This is a genomic window from Streptomyces sp. NPDC030245 (assembly GCF_055572995.1).
The window spans coordinates 190,727-206,036 of the sequence record NZ_JBVICF010000012.1 but is presented as its reverse complement, the minus strand read 5'-3'; the positions used below and the strand labels follow the sequence as shown (position 1 = coordinate 206,036).

Sequence of the window (15,310 nt, the reverse complement as noted above, 5' to 3'; positions counted from 1 at the left end):
CGGAGGTGTGTGGTCCAGAGGAAGCTCAGGAAGCCGCGAGGGCTAGTTCTTCTGGATCTGGTCGAAGCTGAGCTCGACCGGGGTCTCGCGGCCGAAGATCTCGACGAGGCCCTTGACCTTCTTCGAGTCGGCGTTGATCTCGTTGATCGTCGCCTGGAGCGTCGCGAACGGGCCGTCGGTGACGGTGACCGAGTCGCCCACCTCGAAGTCCAGGACCTGGACCTCGACCTTGCGGGCCGGAGCCGGCTTGCCCTCGGCCTCGGCGGCCTCGCGGGCGGCCTTCTCCTCGGCCTCCGGGGCGAGCATCTTGACGATCTCGTCCAGGGTCAGCGGGTACGGGTCGTAGGCGTTGCCCACGAAGCCGGTGACACCGGGGGTGTTACGGACGACGCCCCACGACTCGTTCGTCAGGTCCATGCGCACCAGCACGTAGCCGGGGAGCTTGTTCTGACGGATCGTCTTGCGCTCGCCGTTCTTGATCTGGGCGACCTCTTCCTGCGGCACCTCGGCCTGGAAGATGAAGTCCTCGACGTTGAGCGAGACGGCGCGCTGCTCGAGGTTGGTCTTCACGCGGTTCTCGTAACCGGCGTACGTGTGGATGACGTACCACTCGCCGGGGAGGGTGCGGAGCTCCTCGCGCAGGGCGACGATCGGGTCGACCGGCTCGGCCTCCTCCTCGGGCGCCTCGTCCTCGTCGATCTCGGCGTCGGCGGCAGCGGCTTCGTCCTCGTCGGACTCGGCCACGGCCTCGGCGTCGCCCTCCAGGTGGATCGCGGCCTCTTCGGCGGGCTCGCCGGCGGCGGCGTCGGCAGCCTCGGCCTGGTCCGGCTCCTCGGCGTCCGCCGCCTCGACGATGTCGAGCTGGTCCTCCACGGACTCCGCGTCCTCTCCGCGAGGCTCAACGGCGTCGTTCAGGTTCGGGTCAGACACGGTGGCTGCTTCTTCCTGGATACAGAGGGGTGGAACACGCGAAAGGGGCGCCATGAACGGCGCCCTTCGCTTTCGGCTCAGCCGAAGATGTACTTGACGGCGTTGCTGAAGCCATAGTCAATCACGGTCACGAGGCCGATCATGATGACGACGAAGACAATCACCACGGTGGTGTAGGTCGTGAGCTGACTGCGAGTCGGCCAGACGACCTTGCGGAGCTCCGCGACGATCTGGCGGTAGAAGAGCGCGAGACGCCCGAAGGGGCCCTTCTTGCCGCGCTTGCCGCCCTTGCGGGACTTCTTCTTCGACTCCGGCGCCTCGTCCTGGGCATCAGGCATGTCGATGGAGCCCACGGCGTCCGTCACTCGTCCTCACCTGATTCCGGGTCGTGGCCGTGCCGCGCCCGGTTGAGCCGCACGGCGGTGCAATGCAGTACGTACATGTGCACACATCCTGGCGAAGGAGTGTGTAGCAGGGCCGGAGGGACTTGAACCCCCAACCGCTGGTTTTGGAGACCAGTGCTCTACCAATTGAGCTACGACCCTTTGATTTCCCCCAACCTACCGCATCCGCCCACGTGCACGGAGTGCGTCGAGAGGAAGCGGCCGGTGAGGGCCAACGAGCAGTGAGTGTACGTGCTCAGCGGCGCCCCGTCGAACAGAAAGGGATCCGGCGCTCCTGGAAACCCGCGCGCCGGGCCCGTTCGGGGTCTGGAACGATGGGGTGATGAGCGCTGCAACTTCTCCGACCGAGCGCCGGGTGTCCGCGCGCATCGGCGCGATCTCCGAGTCCGCGACCCTCGCTGTCGACGCCAAGGCCAAGGCCCTCAAGGCCGCGGGCCGCCCGGTGATCGGCTTCGGTGCCGGCGAGCCCGACTTCCCGACGCCGGACTACATCGTCGAGGCGGCCGTCGAGGCCTGCAAGAACCCGAAGTTCCACCGCTACACGCCGGCCGGGGGCCTGCCCGAGCTCAAGGCCGCGATCGCCACGAAGACCCTGCGCGATTCGGGGTACGAGGTCGACGCGTCCCAGATCCTGGTGACCAACGGCGGCAAGCAGGCCATCTACGAGGCGTTCGCCGCGATCCTCGACCCGGGCGACGAGGTCATCGTCCCGGCGCCCTACTGGACGACGTATCCGGAGTCGATCCGGCTCGCCGGCGGTGTGCCGGTCCCGGTCGTCGCCGACGAGACCACCGGTTACCGCGTCTCCGTGGAGCAGTTGGAGGCCGCGCGCACGGAGCGCACGAAGGTCGTCCTCTTCGTGTCGCCGTCGAACCCCACGGGTGCCGTCTACAGCGAGGCCGACGCCGAGGCGATCGGCCGCTGGGCCGTCGAGCACGGCCTGTGGGTCATGACCGACGAGATCTACGAACACCTCGTCTACGGAGACGCCAAGTTCACCTCGCTCCCCGCGATCCTCCCCGAGCTGCGCGACAAGTGCATCGTGGTCAACGGCGTCGCGAAGACATACGCGATGACCGGCTGGCGAGTGGGCTGGATCATCGGCCCGAAGGATGTCGTGAAGGCCGCGACGAACCTCCAGTCGCACGCCACGTCCAACGTGTCGAACGTCGCGCAGGCCGCCGCGCTCGCGGCCGTCTCCGGTGACCTGGTCGCCGTCGAGAAGATGCGCGAGGCCTTCGACCGGCGCCGCAGGACCATCGTGCGGATGCTCAACGACATCCAGGGCGTCGTCTGCCCCGAGCCCGAGGGCGCGTTCTACGCGTACCCGTCGGTGAAGGGCCTCATCGGCAAGGAGATCCGCGGCAAGCGCCCGCAGGACTCCGTGGAGCTGGCCGCGCTCATCCTGGAGGAGGCCGAGGTCGCGGTCGTGCCGGGCGAGGCCTTCGGGACGCCGGGTTACCTGCGTCTTTCGTACGCGCTCGGCGACGAGGACCTCGTCGAGGGCGTCTCGCGGATCCAGAAGCTGCTCGCCGAGGCCCGCGACTGACGCCCTGGTGAGTTCTCGCGCTCCACGCGCGCGTGCGGGCCGTCTCCCCTCTGCGGGGAGGCGGCCCGTTTCTTCGTTCGGGAGAGGGCCCGAAGGGGGAAAGGCGCTACCGGCGCGCCACGTGCGTACGGCAAGATCCTCCAATGGAGCGTGTACGAGACGTAAGAGAGCTGCCCAAGGCCCATCTGCACCTGCACTTCACCGGGTCGATGCGGCCCGCGACCCTGCTGGAGCTCGCCGACAAGTACGGCGTACGGCTTCCGGAGGCGCTGACCGGCGCCGAGCCGCCGAAGCTGCGCGCCACGGACGAGCGCGGGTGGTTCCGCTTCCAGCGGCTCTACGACGCCGCGCGCTCCTGTCTGCGCGAGCCGGAGGACATTCAGCGCCTGGTGCGTGAGGCCGCGGAGGAGGATCTGCGGGACGGGTCGGGGTGGCTGGAGATCCAGGTCGACCCGACGTCGTACGCGCCGCGGCTCGGCGGACTGATCCCGGCCCTGGAGATCATCCTGGACGCGGTCGAGAGCGCCTCGCGGGAGACCGGCCTCGGCATGCGCGTCCTGGTCGCCGCGAACCGCATGAAGCACCCGCTGGACGCCCGCACGCTGGCGCGGCTCGCCGTGCGGTACGCGGGCCGGGGCATCGTCGGCTTCGGCCTCTCCAACGACGAGCGGCGCGGTATGGCGCGGGACTTCGACAGGGCCTTCGCGATCGCGCGGGACGGCGGTCTGCTGGCGGCGCCGCACGGCGGTGAGCTGACGGGGCCCGCGTCGGTGCGGGACTGTCTGGACGACCTGGACGCGACGCGGATCGGGCACGGGGTGCGGGCCGCGGAGGACCCGCGGCTCCTGAAGCGGCTCGCGGATCGGGGCGTGACGTGCGAGGTGTGCCCGGCGTCCAACGTGGCCCTGGGGGTCTACGAGAAGCCGGAGGACGTGCCTCTGCGGACGCTGTTCGAGGCCGGGGTGCCGATAGCGCTCGGCGCCGACGACCCGCTGCTCTTCGGGTCGCGGCTGGCCGCGCAGTACGAGATCGCGCGGCAGCACCACGCCTTCACCGACGCCGAGCTGGCCGAGCTGGCACGGCAGTCGGTCCGCGGCTCGGCCGCGCCCGCCGACGTGCGGGACAAGCTGCTGGCCGGGATCGACGACTGGCTGACCGCCCCTACAGGCTGACGCCCACCGTCACCGGTTCGTTGACCAGCGTGACCCCGAAGGCGTCGCGCACCCCGGCGACGACCTCGCGGGCCAGGGCGAGGAGGTCCTCGGTGGTCGCGCCGCCGCGGTTGGTGAGCGCGAGGGTGTGCTTGGTGGAGATCCGGGCACGGCCCTCTCCGTAGCCCTTGGTGAAGCCGGCCTTGTCGATGAGCCAGGCGGCGGAGGTCTTCACGCGGCCGTCGCCCGTCGGGAAGGTGGGCGGGGTGACGTCCGGGCCGAGGCGGTCCGCCACGCGCGCGTGGAAGGCGGCGAACTCCTCCTCGGTGAGGATCGGGTTGGTGAAGAAGGAGCCCGCGGACCAGCTGTCGTGGTCCTCGGGGTCGAGCACCATGCCCTTGCCCGCGCGGAGCTTCAGGACGGTCTCCCTGGCCACCGCGGCCGGGACCCGGTCACCCGCCTCGACACCGAGCGTGCGCGCCGTCTCCGGGTACTTGATGGGGGCGCTCATCCCCTGCGCGTCCTCGAGCTCGAAGCGCACCCGCAGCACCACGAACCGGTCGGGGTCGGCCTTGAAACGACTGTGCCGGTACGAGAAGTCGCACTCGGCGTTCGTCATCTCGACCGTTTCCCGTGTCTTCCGGTCGTACGCGATCACTTCGGTGATGGTCGACGAGACCTCCTGGCCGTACGCCCCCACGTTCTGGATCGGCGTCGCGCCCGCGGAGCCGGGGATTCCGGCAAGGCACTCGATGCCCGCGAGGCCGGCCTCGACGGTCCGCGCGACGGCGTCGGTCCAGATCTCGCCGGCCGCCAGCTCCAGCTTCGTGCCGTCGAGCGCGAAGCCCTGGGTGGCGATGCGCAGGGCGGTGCCGTCGAAGCCCTTGTCGCCGATGACGAGGTTCGAGCCGCCGCCGATCAGCAGCAGCGGCGTTCCTGAGTCGTCGGCCTCCCGGACGGCGGCGATCACCTCGGCGTCGGTCGTCGCGGTGATCAGACGGGTCGCGGGACCGCCGAGCCGGAAGGTGGTCAGCGGGGCGAGCGGGGCATCGTGGAGTTCCTGCACGTGCTCAAGGGTACGAGAACGGCCCCGCCGGTCAGGGCGGGGCCGTTCTCGCGGACTTCGGGATGAGGCGTCAGGCGGCGACGAGCTCGCTCTCCTCCGGCTCCTTCGACGTCCCCGGGGCGGACATGCCGGTCCTCCCGCGGGAGGGGATGACCAGCGCGGCCACCGCCGCGAGGGCCACCACCGCGGCACCGACCCAGAGCGCGGGCTCCAGACCGGCCACGAAGTCCTGTCCGGAGCCGTAGCCGCCCTGCGCCGAGAAGATCGAGGACATCACGGCGATGCCGAGGGCGCCGCCGACCTCGCGCAGCGCGTTGTTGGCCCCGGAGGCGATGCCCTGCTCCTGCGGACGGACGCTGGACATGACCAGGTTGGAGGCCGGGGCGAAGTACAGGGACATGCCGAGGCCGCTGATGATCAGGGCGGGCAGTTGCGCGCCGTACGTGGCGTCGGGCGCCACCACGACGGCGTACCACGCGAGACCGACAGCCTGGAGGAACAGCCCGGCAGCGACCACTGGACGGCCGCCGAACCGGTCGGAGAGATAGCCCGCGAGCGGCGAGACGAGCATCGGCATGCCGGTCCAGGGCAGCATCCGCAGCCCGGCCTCGGTCGGCGAGTAGCCGAGGACGTTCTGCATGTACTGGCTGAGCAGGAAGATCGAGCCGAACATCCCGAGGAACATCAGCAGGCTCGCGGCGTTGATCCCGGAAAACGCACGACTACGGAAGAGGCGCATCGGCAGCATCGGCGCCTTGTGCTGAATGCCGTGCCGGACGAAGCCGCCGAGCAGCGCGATGCCCACCCCCAGGCTGACGAGGACGGTGGCACTGGACCAGCCGTCGATGGGGCCGCGCACCAGGGCGTACACGATTCCGAAGAGTCCACCGCTGGCGAGCAGGGTGCCCGCGATGTCGAGACGGGCGCCGCGGGCGTACGACTCGGTGAGGCGGAGGCGTGCGAGGGGCAGCACGATGAGACCGAGCGGGACGTTCAGCCAGAAGATCCACTGCCAGGAGACGTGCTCGGTGAGGCTGCCGCCGATCAGCGGCCCGCCCGCGACCGCCAGGCCGTTGACGGCGCCCCAGATGCCGTAGGCCATGCCGCGCTTGGCCGGTGGTACCGCCGCCGTCAGCAGGGTCAGCGTGAGCGGCATCATGATCGCGGCGCCGACCCCCTGCACCGCGCGGGCGGCGATCAGCGCGTCGAGACCCGGCGCGAGCGCCGCGGCGGCGGAGGCACCGGTGAAGATCGAGAGGCCGACCATGAAGAGTCGCCGGCGGCCGAACCGGTCACCCAGGGACGCGCCGAACATCAGCAGCACGGCGAAGGTGAGGGTGTAGGCGCTCACCGTCCATTCCAGGTCGTGCAGCGCTCCTCCGAGGTCCTTACGGATGGAGGGCAGGGCGGTGGTGACGACGAGGTTGTCGAGTGCGGCCATGAATCCGGCGACGCTGGTGATGACGAGGGCCCAGACCGCTCCCCTGCGCTGCTCTGCTGTCTGCTGTGACATTGCCTTCCCCCCTGTGAGGTTAGTTATTGATGACTAACTTTCGCGGTCACGGAAAAGCGTCCGCCGTCGGCCCGCCCGCTCACGCCTTGGGCTGCGCCGAATCGTAGAAGCCGGTCCACACCCGGTGATCAGGCGTGAATCCCATCGACACCAGGACGTTGATCAGCATCCCGTACGCCAGGAACTGCGTCGTCTCCTCGACGTCCGCGCCCAGCGCGAGGCGCACCGTGTCGTACATCTCCATCCAGGCGGCCCGCAGCGCGTCGCCGAACTCCCGGTCGCCGGACGCCTCCGCGGAGGCCACGGCGACGTACATCTGCATCTGCATGAGGAGCTTGTCCGGGTCGTCGGCGATGAGCGCCTGATAGGCCTCACCCATGGCGTGCAGCGCCTCCTCCCCCTCCAGCCCCTCGGACGCCTTCCGGAAGACCTCGGTGACCTCCTGGCAGCAGCGCCCGGACGCGGCGAGAAAGATGGCCTGCTTTCCCGGGAAGAGGCGGAAGAGGTACGGCTGCGAGACACCCACCCGCTTGGCGATCACCTCGGTGGACGTGCCGTGGTAGCCCCCGCGGGCGAACTCGACCATCGCCGCACGGACGACGCTCTCGCGCCGCTCTTCTGCGCTCATCCTGACCATGCGGAGTAAGTTAGTGGCCAATCACTAAGCGGTCAAGGGCGGGCAGCGGGCTGAGCAGCGGGCCGCCGAGGCGGGCGGGTGGGCTGCTCTGCGGATACGCGTAAGGGGCACCCCCAGTTGCAGGGCGCCCCTTACATACGTCTACGTAGAGCCTCGCCAGCCGTCAGGCCAGCTGTACGACCGCCCGCGACATGCCGAGGACCTTCTGGTCGCCGCTCTTCGCCAGCAGGTCGACCCGCACGCGGTTGTCGTCCAGCTTGGCCGCGACCTTGGCGCTGACGTCGATGGTGGCGCCCTTGTCGTCGTTCGGGACGACGACGGGCTTGGTGAAGCGGACACCGTACTCGACGACCGCCCCGGGGTCGCCCAGCCAGTCGGTGACGACGCGGATCGCCTCGGCCATGGTGAACATGCCGTGGGCGATGACGTCGGGGAGGCCGACCTCGACCGCGAACTTCTCGTTCCAGTGGATCGGGTTGAAGTCACCGGAGGCGCCCGCGTACCGCACGAGTGTGGCGCGGGTCACCGGGAAGCTCTGGGCCGGCAGCTCGGTGCCGACCTCGACGTCGTCGTAGGAAATCTTCGCCGTCATCGCTTCACGCCCCCTCTGCCGCGCGCGCGACGAGCTTGATCCAGGCGGTCACGACATGCTCGCCCGCCTCGTCGTGGACCTCGCCGCGGACGTCCAGGATGTCGTTGCCCGCGAGCGACTTGATGCCTTCGATGGTCGAGCTGACCGTGAGCCGGTCACCCGCGCGCACCGGGCGGCTGTAGGCGAACTTCTGGTCGCCGTGCACCACGCGGCTGTAATCGAGACCCAGCTGCGGGTCCTCGATGACCTGACCCGCCGCCTTGAATGTGATCGCGAACACAAAAGTGGGCGGAGCGATCACATCGGGGTAACCGAGCGCTTTGGCGGCCTCCGTGTCCGTGTAGGCGGGATTGGCGTCTCCCACCGCTTCGGCGAACTCACGGATCTTCTCCCGGCCGACCTCATAAGGATCAGTGGGGGGATAGGACCGCCCCACGAAGGACTGGTCGAGCGCCATGGGCTCGGCACCTCCTGCGGTTGGTTTCGTAAACGACGCGAGGCCGCCCCCGAACAACGGGGACGGCCTCGTGTACGAGCCTGTGTTTAGCGCGTTTCGCGGTGCGCAGTGTGCGCGTTGCAGCGCGGGCAGTGCTTCTTCATCTCCAGTCGGTCCGGGTCGTTACGCCGGTTCTTCTTGGTGATGTAGTTCCGCTCCTTGCACTCCACGCAGGCCAGCGTGATCTTCGGGCGGACGTCGGTGGCAGCCACGTGAGTGCTCCTTGACGGACGGATGGACGGATGAACGCATAAAAGAGTAGCCGATCGAAGGACCGACCCCACAATCGGCTACCAGGAGTAGCGGTGACCGGACTTGAACCGGTGACACAGCGATTATGAGCCGCTTGCTCTACCGACTGAGCTACACCGCTGCGATGCCGTGATCTCCTCGCCCGAAAGCGAGGATCACTCGACATCAGAGCCCCAATGCGGAATCGAACCGCAGACCTTCTCCTTACCATGGAGACGCTCTACCGACTGAGCTATTGGGGCGAGCGATGAAGACATTACACGGTTGGTCGCCGATCGCCCAAATCCGTTTCGCCGGGGCTGCCCCAGGACGTCGGCCGGCCCGTCTCAGGCGTCTGTGAGCGCCCCGTGCGGCTACTCGCACCACACCGGTACGACTATTCCGCTCCTCCTCGAAGCGGGCCTTTCGCCGTCCTAGGCTCGACGCGCGCTGCGTGATCTTGCCGCCTCGAAACGACTGCAGCCGTCCCCCGAGCCCCAGGAGCGCGATGCCCGACAGCCAGCCGCAGCAGCCCCACTCCTCCGGCGCCCCCGGACCGTCCGGTTCCGGCCCCGCGGACGATCCCGGGGCCCTGCTGCTCTGCGGAGCCCGGCTCACCGACGGCCGGACCGTCGACGTCCGGCTCGGCGGCGGGCGCATCGAGGCGGTCGGCACAGCCGGCAGCCTGACCTCGCACGCCGCGCGCGTGGACCTCGACGGCTACCTCCTGCTGCCGGCGCCCGCGGAGCCGCACACGCACGGCGACACGGCGCTGTCGGCGGACGCGGTGGGGCCGGTCTCGTACGACGTCCCCGACGTGCAGCGCAGGGCCACCGAGGCGGCCCTGTTGCAGCTCGGGCACGGCGCCACGGCGGTCCGTTCCCACGTGCGGATCGGTGACGTGCAGGGGCTCGGCCCGATGGAGGCGGTGTTGCAGGCGCGGCGCTCGCTCCGGGGGCTGGTCGACATGACGACCGTCGCGGTACCGCGGCTGCTGACCGGCGTCGCCGGCGCCGACGGGCTCGCGATACTGCGCGACGCGGTGAAGATGGGCGCCTCCGTAGTGGGCGGTTGTCCTGATCTCGACCCCGACCCGACGGGTTACACGGAGGCGGTCCTGGAGATCGCCGCGGAGCACGGGTGCCCCGTCGACCTGCACACGGACGGTGACGACCCGGCCCGGCTCGGGCGGCTCGCGGCGATGGCGGCCGGGGTGCGGGCCGGGGTGACGGTCGGGCCGTGCGGCGGCCTCGGACGGCTGCCCACGGACGTGGCCTCGCGCACCGCCGAGCAGCTCGCGGCGTCCGGGGTGACGGTGGTGTGCCTGCCGCAGGGCGGGTGCGGGAGCGCGGAACGGCGCAGGACGGCGCCCGTGCGGCTGCTGCGTGCGGCCGGGGTGCGGGTCGCCGCGGGCAGCGGGGCCCTGCGGGACGTGTCGAACCCGGTGGGGCGCGGCGATCCGCTGGAGGCCGCGTATCTGCTGGCCACGGGGTTCAGGCTGCGGCCCGAGGACGCCTACGGAGCGGTGAGCGGGGCTGCGCGGGCGGCCATGGGTCTGCCCGAGGTGCGGGTGGAGGCGGGCTTCCCCGCGGAACTGCTCGCCGTGCGCGGCGACCGGCTCGCGGGGGCGCTGTCGCTCGCGTACAGCCGGATCGTGGTGCACGGGGGGCGCGTCGTGGCGCGGACCAGCGCGGTGCGCGAGTACTGCGACTCCGCCGTGGCGGTGGCGCTGGACCTGCCGCGGCAGGGACGGTCGACGGAGGCGGCGCCCGGCCGCCCGAAGGGTGACGAGGCGTCCTCCTGAGGGCTGGACGGGCTCCCGCGCGCGGGGGTGCTGGGACAGCCTGCACGCACGCGTGGCCTCACTGCCGCACTACCGGCCCCCCACGCGCGCGTTGAGCGCTCTCGTCCGCCCTGTCGTACGGTCGGGAGTATGCGCATTGTCATCGCTGGGGGTCATGGTCAGATCGCGCTGCGGCTGGAGCGTCTGCTCGCCGCGCGTGGTGACGAGGTGGCCGGGGTGATCCGCAACCCCGATCACGAGGCGGATCTGCGCGAAGCGGGTGCTGAACCGGTGCTGTGCGACCTGGAGTCGGCGTCGGTCGACGAGGTGGCCGAGCGACTGCGCGGAGCCGACGCGGCGGTCTTCGCGGCGGGCGCGGGGCCGGGCAGCGGCGTCGACCGCAAGGACACCGTGGACCGCGGCGCGGCCGTGCTCTTCGCGGACGCGGCGGAGCGGGCCGGAGTGCGGCGCTACATCGTCGTGTCGTCGATGGGCGCCGATCCCGGGCACCAGGGCGACGAGGTCTTCGACGCCTACCTGCGGGCCAAGGGCGAGGCGGACGCGAACGTACGCGCGCGTGCCGCCCTGGACTGGACGATCCTGCGTCCCGGGATGCTGACGGACGACGCGGGCACCGGTCTCGTACGCCTGGAGGCGTCGACCGGACGCGGGCCGGTCCCGCGGGACGACGTCGCCGCGGTGCTCGCGGAGCTCCTGGAGACCCCGGCGACGGCCGGGCTGACGCTGGAGCTGGTCAGCGGCTCCGTGCCGGTGTCGGTGGCGGTCAAGTCGGTCGCGGGCAACTGAGGGCGCAGGCTTAGCTGTCCGGCCGGTCCCAGAACGGCTTCTGAGGCCCGCTCAGAACAGCGGGAGCTGTCCGGGGTGGTCGGGGACCACATAGCCGTCCAGAGCCGCCTGTGCGGCTCCCAACGGGGCCTGCCTGCGGGACCCCGGGCAGGAGATCAGGTCGCCGGTGCCGCGCGGGCCCGGCGGGTCGTGGCGGGCGAACCGGCCGCCGACGACAGCGATCTCGCGGCGGCACTCCGGGCAGTTTCTGCGACGGGAGGACATGCGATCAGTGTGCCCGGCCGGCGCGGGCGCCCGGGGCTGCCATGTGTCACACACGCCGCCACCTGTCACCACACGCCACGATCGCATGCCGTTCGGACGCTCCGAAAGTACGTACGAACGCTCCGCCCTCCGGCGTTCCCGCGGGTCAAGGAGTGGTGCCTCAACTGGGGGAAGTTAACGCGAAGTTGGCCGTTCCCTCCTGGGCTCAGCCCTATCCTGCCGCGAAGACGATCGGCGGTTCGGGCCGCGCGGAATGCCTCGGAGGGCTGGGCTGATGGAACCCGCCGTGATCGGAGCCCGGCTCGCGTCGAGCATCGTGGGCCCGCTGATCAGGAAGCTGTTCGTGTCCGAAGGCCCTGGGGCCGACCTGGTCGACAGTCCCGTCCGGGTGTCGCGACTCGTCTCGTTCCGCGGTGAGAAGCGGACGCTCTCCGACAAGGATCTGCACAAGATCGCCGAGGAGCTGGTCAAGCGAGCCGCCCACTCGACCGGCGTGGAAGAGCTGCTGCCCTCCTTCGAGAAGCAGGCCGTCATCCACGCCGTCACCGACTCCCTGCGCACCCTCGGCACACTTGACATGGACGATGTGCAGGCCGTGCGGCTCGGCCATCTGGAGCTCTCCCGGCACCTGCGCGCCCAGAACCGGACGGCGACGCTCGGCCTGTCCCACGACGCGGTCACGCTGCACGCCGGCGTGCTGGACACCGCGTGCCTGCACATCCTGAACTTCTTCACCCAGCGGTCCACTTTCGTGGCCCGCACCCTGCTCGAACAGAGCCGCGCCCTGGAGGAGTTGACCCGCAAGATCGACTCCCTGATCACCCGGTCACCCTCCCCGGCGGACGGCCCGTTCGAGGAGCGGTATGCGCACTACATCGCGGCCAAGCACGGCAAGCTGAGCATCTTCGGCCTCGACCTCTCCGGAGCTCCGGAGAGCTGGCGGCTCGACGTGGCGTATCTCAGGCTGGACGCGGCCGCCGACGCGCTCAGCGCCACTCCCAGTGTGGTCTCGGCCGACCACGTCCTCGCGGGCCGTAACCGCGTACTCCTCAGGGGTGCGGCCGGCTCCGGAAAGACCACCCTCATCCAGTGGCTGGCGGTGACCACGGCGAAGAAGTCGCTGGACGAACAGTTGCTGTATCTCTACGGAGTCGTCCCGTTCGTCCTCCCCCTGCGCACCCTGACCCGCGGTGGCGCCCCTCTGCCCACTCCCGACGGCTTCCTGGCCGCGGTGGACTGCCCGATCGCCGGCAGCCAGCCGCACGGCTGGATCGACCGGGTGCTACAGGCGGGCCGCGGGCTCATCCTGATCGACGGCATCGACGAGGTACCCGAGGACGACCGCAACGACGCCCGTCGCTGGCTCCGGGAGCTCCTCAGCGCCTACCCCGACAACCGCTGGCTCGTCACCTCCCGGCCCTCGGCCGTACGGGAACGCTGGCTGACCGAGGACGACTTCGCCGAGCTCGACCTCGCCCCCATGAACAGGGCCAACATCGCGGAGTTCATTCAGCGGTGGCACAAGGCGGCCGGCATCAGTGACCAGTACGCCACCGAGCTCCTGCGCGCGGTCCGCGCCCAGGAGGACCTGAGCAGGCTCGCGATCAATCCGCTGATGTGCGGCCTGATCTGCGCCCTGCACCAGGACCGCCGCGGCTTCCTGCCCGAGGGCCGCAAGGAGATCTACGACGCGGCCCTGTCCATGCTGCTCTTCCGGCGCGACCGTGAGCGGGGTGTCAACAAGTCCGGGCCCATCCACATCAGCGAGGCCGAGCACATCCAGCTCATCCAGAAACTGGCCTACTGGATGATCCGCAACGGCCGCTCCGAGATGAACCGCACCGACGCGGTGGAACTCCTGGGCCAGGTCCTGCCGGCCATGCCGAAGGTCGCCGAACAGGGCACGCCGGAGGAGGTCTACCGGCATCTGCTCGTCCGCAGCGGTCTGCTCCGGGAACCGAGTGCGGACTCCATGGATTTCGTCCACCGGACCTTTCAGGACTACCTCGGGGCCAAGGCGGCGGTCGAAGGGCTCGACTTCGACTTCCTCATCGCCAACGCGCACCTGGACCAGTGGGAGGACGTCATCCGCATGGCCGTCGCCCATGCGCGGCCCACCGAGCGGACGTACCTCCTCACCGGCCTCATCAGGCGCCAGGACACCTCGCGCCAGAGCCTGGACCGGCTGCACCTCCTCGCGGCCGCCTGCCTGGAGCACGCGACCGAGCTCGCCCCCTCGGTGCGGGCCGAGGTGCAGGAGCGGGCCGCGGCCCTCATCCCGCCGCGTTCGCCGGACCAGGCGCGTGCCCTGGCGGCCATCGGCCCCGTAGTCATCGAACTGCTGTCCGGCCCCCGGGAGCTGCCCGCGCGCCCGAACGACCCGGGCCCGTTCGCCACGGAAGAGCAGAAGGCCAGGGCCGCCGCGGCGGAAGCCGCCCACCGAGCCGTGGCGGACGAGGCGTACTTCACCGTGCTGACCGCCACACCCATCGCCACCTATGCCGCGATCGAGCTGCTCGCCCTGTACCGCAACCACCCCGACCTGCGCGTACGCAACGAACTCGCCCAGGCGTGGGGGCGGTACGACACCGAGCTCTACGGCCAGGAGGTGGTCGCGCACCTCGCCGAGGACGGCCTCTACTTCCCCGTGTCGAACCTGAACGAACTGCGTGCGCTGCGCAGCTTCGGCGGCCGCTCCCGCATCAGGATCGCGGGCGAGTTCACTGTCGACGATTTCGTCGCCATGTGCCCGGGGCAGCGCCTCACCCACCTGTGGCTCGAGGCGGACATGGGACCCACCTGGGAGTGGCTGGGCCTCTTCCCCAAGCTGTGCGAGCTCACGATCGAGACACTCCAGCCGAGCATCGACCTCAGCACCCTGGAGAGGGTGCGTTCCCTGCTCACTCTGCGTGTCCCCGAAGGCACCGCTCTTGTCGGCGCCCACCTGCTGCCGGAGTCCACGAAGGTCGTACGGGGACGTCTCGGCACGGTCAGCCCGGTCTGAACAGCCACGCCGCCCTCTACGAAGAAACCCCCTCCGCTCTGCGTTTCCGCAGATCGGAGGGGGTTTACCTTCATGTGGCGGCGCCAGGATTCGAACCTGGGAAGGCTGAGCCGGCAGATTTACAGTCTGCTCCCTTTGGCCGCTCGGGCACACCGCCGGGTTTGTCGCCAAGCTCCGCTTTCGCGTCGCTCCGTGGCAACGACGTAAACGATACCTGATGCACAGGGGTGCTTCGCCACCCGATTGAGCGGCACCCCGCGCGGGGGTGGTGGCTAGGCTTTGCGGATGCGGCCAGCGTCAGTCGGCCGTGTAACCGCTGAGTACGCATACCCCGATACAAGGAGCCACAGGACATGGCCGACTCCAGTTTCGACATCGTCTCGAAGGTCGAGCGGCAGGAGGTCGACAACGCCCTCAACCAGGCCGCCAAGGAGATCTCGCAGCGTTACGACTTCAAGGGCACGGGCGCCTCGATCTCGTGGTCCGGCGAGAAGATCCTGATGGAGGCGAGCGGCGAGGAGCGGGTCAAGGCGATCCTCGATGTCTTCCAGTCCAAGCTGGTCAAGCGCGGCATCTCACTGAAGGCGCTGGACGCGGGCGAGCCGCAGCTGTCCGGCAAGGAGTACAAGATCTTCGCCTCCATCGAGGAGGGCATCTCCCAGGAGAACGCGAAGAAGGTCGCCAAGATCATCCGCGACGAGGGCCCCAAGGGCGTCAAGGCGCAGGTGCAGGGTGACGAGCTGCGGGTCAGCTCGAAGAGCCGGGACGACCTTCAGGCCGTGCAGGCACTGCTCAAGGGGCAGGACTTCGATTTTGCGCTGCAATTCGTGAACTACCGGTAGCTCTGCCGGTACTCCTGCCGGCGCTTCTGCCGGTGGTCCAC

15 protein-coding genes and 4 tRNA genes are annotated in these 15,310 nt (G+C 69.9%); 6 read left to right on the top strand and 13 right to left on the bottom strand.

Annotation, left to right across the window (positions count from 1 at the left end; translation table 11 throughout):
• Positions 1 to 42: 42 nt before the first annotated feature.
• From nusG to ACZ4Z4_RS29815, 3 genes are all read right to left on the bottom strand, one after another.
• Positions 43 to 930, bottom strand: a complete 888-nt coding sequence (gene nusG, locus ACZ4Z4_RS29825; RefSeq protein WP_468334028.1) for a transcription termination/antitermination protein NusG — start codon at positions 928 to 930, stop codon at positions 43 to 45.
• Positions 931 to 1,007: 77 nt separating this feature from the next.
• Positions 1,008 to 1,295, bottom strand: coding sequence for a preprotein translocase subunit SecE (gene secE, locus ACZ4Z4_RS29820; RefSeq protein WP_468334025.1), 288 nt, complete (start codon positions 1,293 to 1,295; stop codon positions 1,008 to 1,010).
• A gap of 107 nt (positions 1,296 to 1,402) precedes the next feature.
• Positions 1,403 to 1,475: transfer RNA gene (locus tag ACZ4Z4_RS29815), tRNA-Trp, on the bottom strand.
• 181 nt (positions 1,476 to 1,656) lie between these two features.
• Here ACZ4Z4_RS29815 and ACZ4Z4_RS29810 point away from each other — a divergent pair.
• The gene (locus tag ACZ4Z4_RS29810; protein ID WP_362994392.1) at positions 1,657 to 2,883 is read left to right on the top strand and encodes a pyridoxal phosphate-dependent aminotransferase; all 1,227 of its coding nucleotides are present in this window, start codon (positions 1,657 to 1,659) and stop codon (positions 2,881 to 2,883) included.
• A 143-nt stretch (positions 2,884 to 3,026) separates the two neighbouring features.
• Entirely contained in the window at positions 3,027 to 4,055 is a 1,029-nt protein-coding gene (locus ACZ4Z4_RS29805; RefSeq protein WP_468334022.1) for an adenosine deaminase, read from the top strand.
• On the opposite strand, the gene ACZ4Z4_RS29800 is transcribed toward ACZ4Z4_RS29805, so the two are convergent.
• The 8 genes from ACZ4Z4_RS29800 to ACZ4Z4_RS29765 form a co-directional block, all read right to left on the bottom strand.
• On the bottom strand, positions 4,045 to 5,100 hold the full coding sequence (locus ACZ4Z4_RS29800) for a UDP-N-acetylmuramate dehydrogenase (protein WP_468334019.1): 1,056 nt from the start codon (positions 5,098 to 5,100) through the stop codon (positions 4,045 to 4,047). The two genes, ACZ4Z4_RS29805 and ACZ4Z4_RS29800, sit on opposite strands and share 11 nt — an antisense overlap.
• Positions 5,101 to 5,170: 70 nt before the next feature.
• Positions 5,171 to 6,613 carry a DHA2 family efflux MFS transporter permease subunit gene (locus tag ACZ4Z4_RS29795; protein ID WP_468334016.1) on the bottom strand — a complete coding sequence of 481 codons (1,443 nt, stop codon included), beginning with the start codon at positions 6,611 to 6,613 and terminating at the stop codon, positions 5,171 to 5,173.
• Positions 6,614 to 6,692: 79 nt separating this feature from the next.
• Complete coding sequence (locus tag ACZ4Z4_RS29790; protein WP_468334013.1) at positions 6,693 to 7,250, bottom strand: TetR/AcrR family transcriptional regulator; 558 nt, start codon at positions 7,248 to 7,250, stop codon at positions 6,693 to 6,695.
• Positions 7,251 to 7,413: 163 nt separating this feature from the next.
• Positions 7,414 to 7,842, bottom strand: a complete 429-nt coding sequence (locus ACZ4Z4_RS29785; protein ID WP_362994382.1) for a MaoC family dehydratase — start codon at positions 7,840 to 7,842, stop codon at positions 7,414 to 7,416.
• Between the two features lie 4 nt (positions 7,843 to 7,846).
• Positions 7,847 to 8,299 carry an FAS1-like dehydratase domain-containing protein gene (locus ACZ4Z4_RS29780; protein ID WP_468334010.1) on the bottom strand — a complete coding sequence of 151 codons (453 nt, stop codon included), beginning with the start codon at positions 8,297 to 8,299 and terminating at the stop codon, positions 7,847 to 7,849.
• A gap of 86 nt (positions 8,300 to 8,385) precedes the next feature.
• Positions 8,386 to 8,550, bottom strand: coding sequence for a 50S ribosomal protein L33 (gene rpmG, locus ACZ4Z4_RS29775; RefSeq protein WP_004571794.1), 165 nt, complete (start codon positions 8,548 to 8,550; stop codon positions 8,386 to 8,388).
• Positions 8,551 to 8,638: 88 nt separating this feature from the next.
• A tRNA-Met gene (locus ACZ4Z4_RS29770) sits at positions 8,639 to 8,711 on the bottom strand.
• Between the two features lie 48 nt (positions 8,712 to 8,759).
• A tRNA-Thr gene (locus ACZ4Z4_RS29765) sits at positions 8,760 to 8,832 on the bottom strand.
• 245 nt (positions 8,833 to 9,077) lie between these two features.
• Between ACZ4Z4_RS29765 and ACZ4Z4_RS29760 the strand changes: the two genes are divergently transcribed.
• On the top strand, positions 9,078 to 10,373 hold the full coding sequence (locus ACZ4Z4_RS29760) for an amidohydrolase family protein (RefSeq protein ID WP_468334007.1): 1,296 nt from the start codon (positions 9,078 to 9,080) through the stop codon (positions 10,371 to 10,373).
• A gap of 129 nt (positions 10,374 to 10,502) precedes the next feature.
• Positions 10,503 to 11,159: an SDR family oxidoreductase gene (locus tag ACZ4Z4_RS29755; protein WP_468334004.1), complete on the top strand. Its 657-nt coding sequence runs from the start codon at positions 10,503 to 10,505 to the stop codon at positions 11,157 to 11,159.
• 51 nt (positions 11,160 to 11,210) lie between these two features.
• On the opposite strand, the gene ACZ4Z4_RS29750 is transcribed toward ACZ4Z4_RS29755, so the two are convergent.
• The gene (locus tag ACZ4Z4_RS29750; protein ID WP_362994372.1) at positions 11,211 to 11,423 is read right to left on the bottom strand and encodes a hypothetical protein; all 213 of its coding nucleotides are present in this window, start codon (positions 11,421 to 11,423) and stop codon (positions 11,211 to 11,213) included.
• A 286-nt stretch (positions 11,424 to 11,709) separates the two neighbouring features.
• Between ACZ4Z4_RS29750 and ACZ4Z4_RS29745 the strand changes: the two genes are divergently transcribed.
• Positions 11,710 to 14,427, top strand: a complete 2,718-nt coding sequence (locus tag ACZ4Z4_RS29745) for an NACHT domain-containing protein (protein ID WP_468334001.1) — start codon at positions 11,710 to 11,712, stop codon at positions 14,425 to 14,427.
• 75 nt (positions 14,428 to 14,502) lie between these two features.
• On the opposite strand, the gene ACZ4Z4_RS29740 is transcribed toward ACZ4Z4_RS29745, so the two are convergent.
• Positions 14,503 to 14,584: transfer RNA gene (locus ACZ4Z4_RS29740), tRNA-Tyr, on the bottom strand.
• 196 nt (positions 14,585 to 14,780) lie between these two features.
• Between ACZ4Z4_RS29740 and ACZ4Z4_RS29735 the strand changes: the two genes are divergently transcribed.
• Positions 14,781 to 15,269, top strand: coding sequence for a YajQ family cyclic di-GMP-binding protein (locus ACZ4Z4_RS29735; RefSeq protein WP_223776178.1), 489 nt, complete (start codon positions 14,781 to 14,783; stop codon positions 15,267 to 15,269).
• The last annotated feature ends 41 nt before the right edge of the window (positions 15,270 to 15,310 follow it).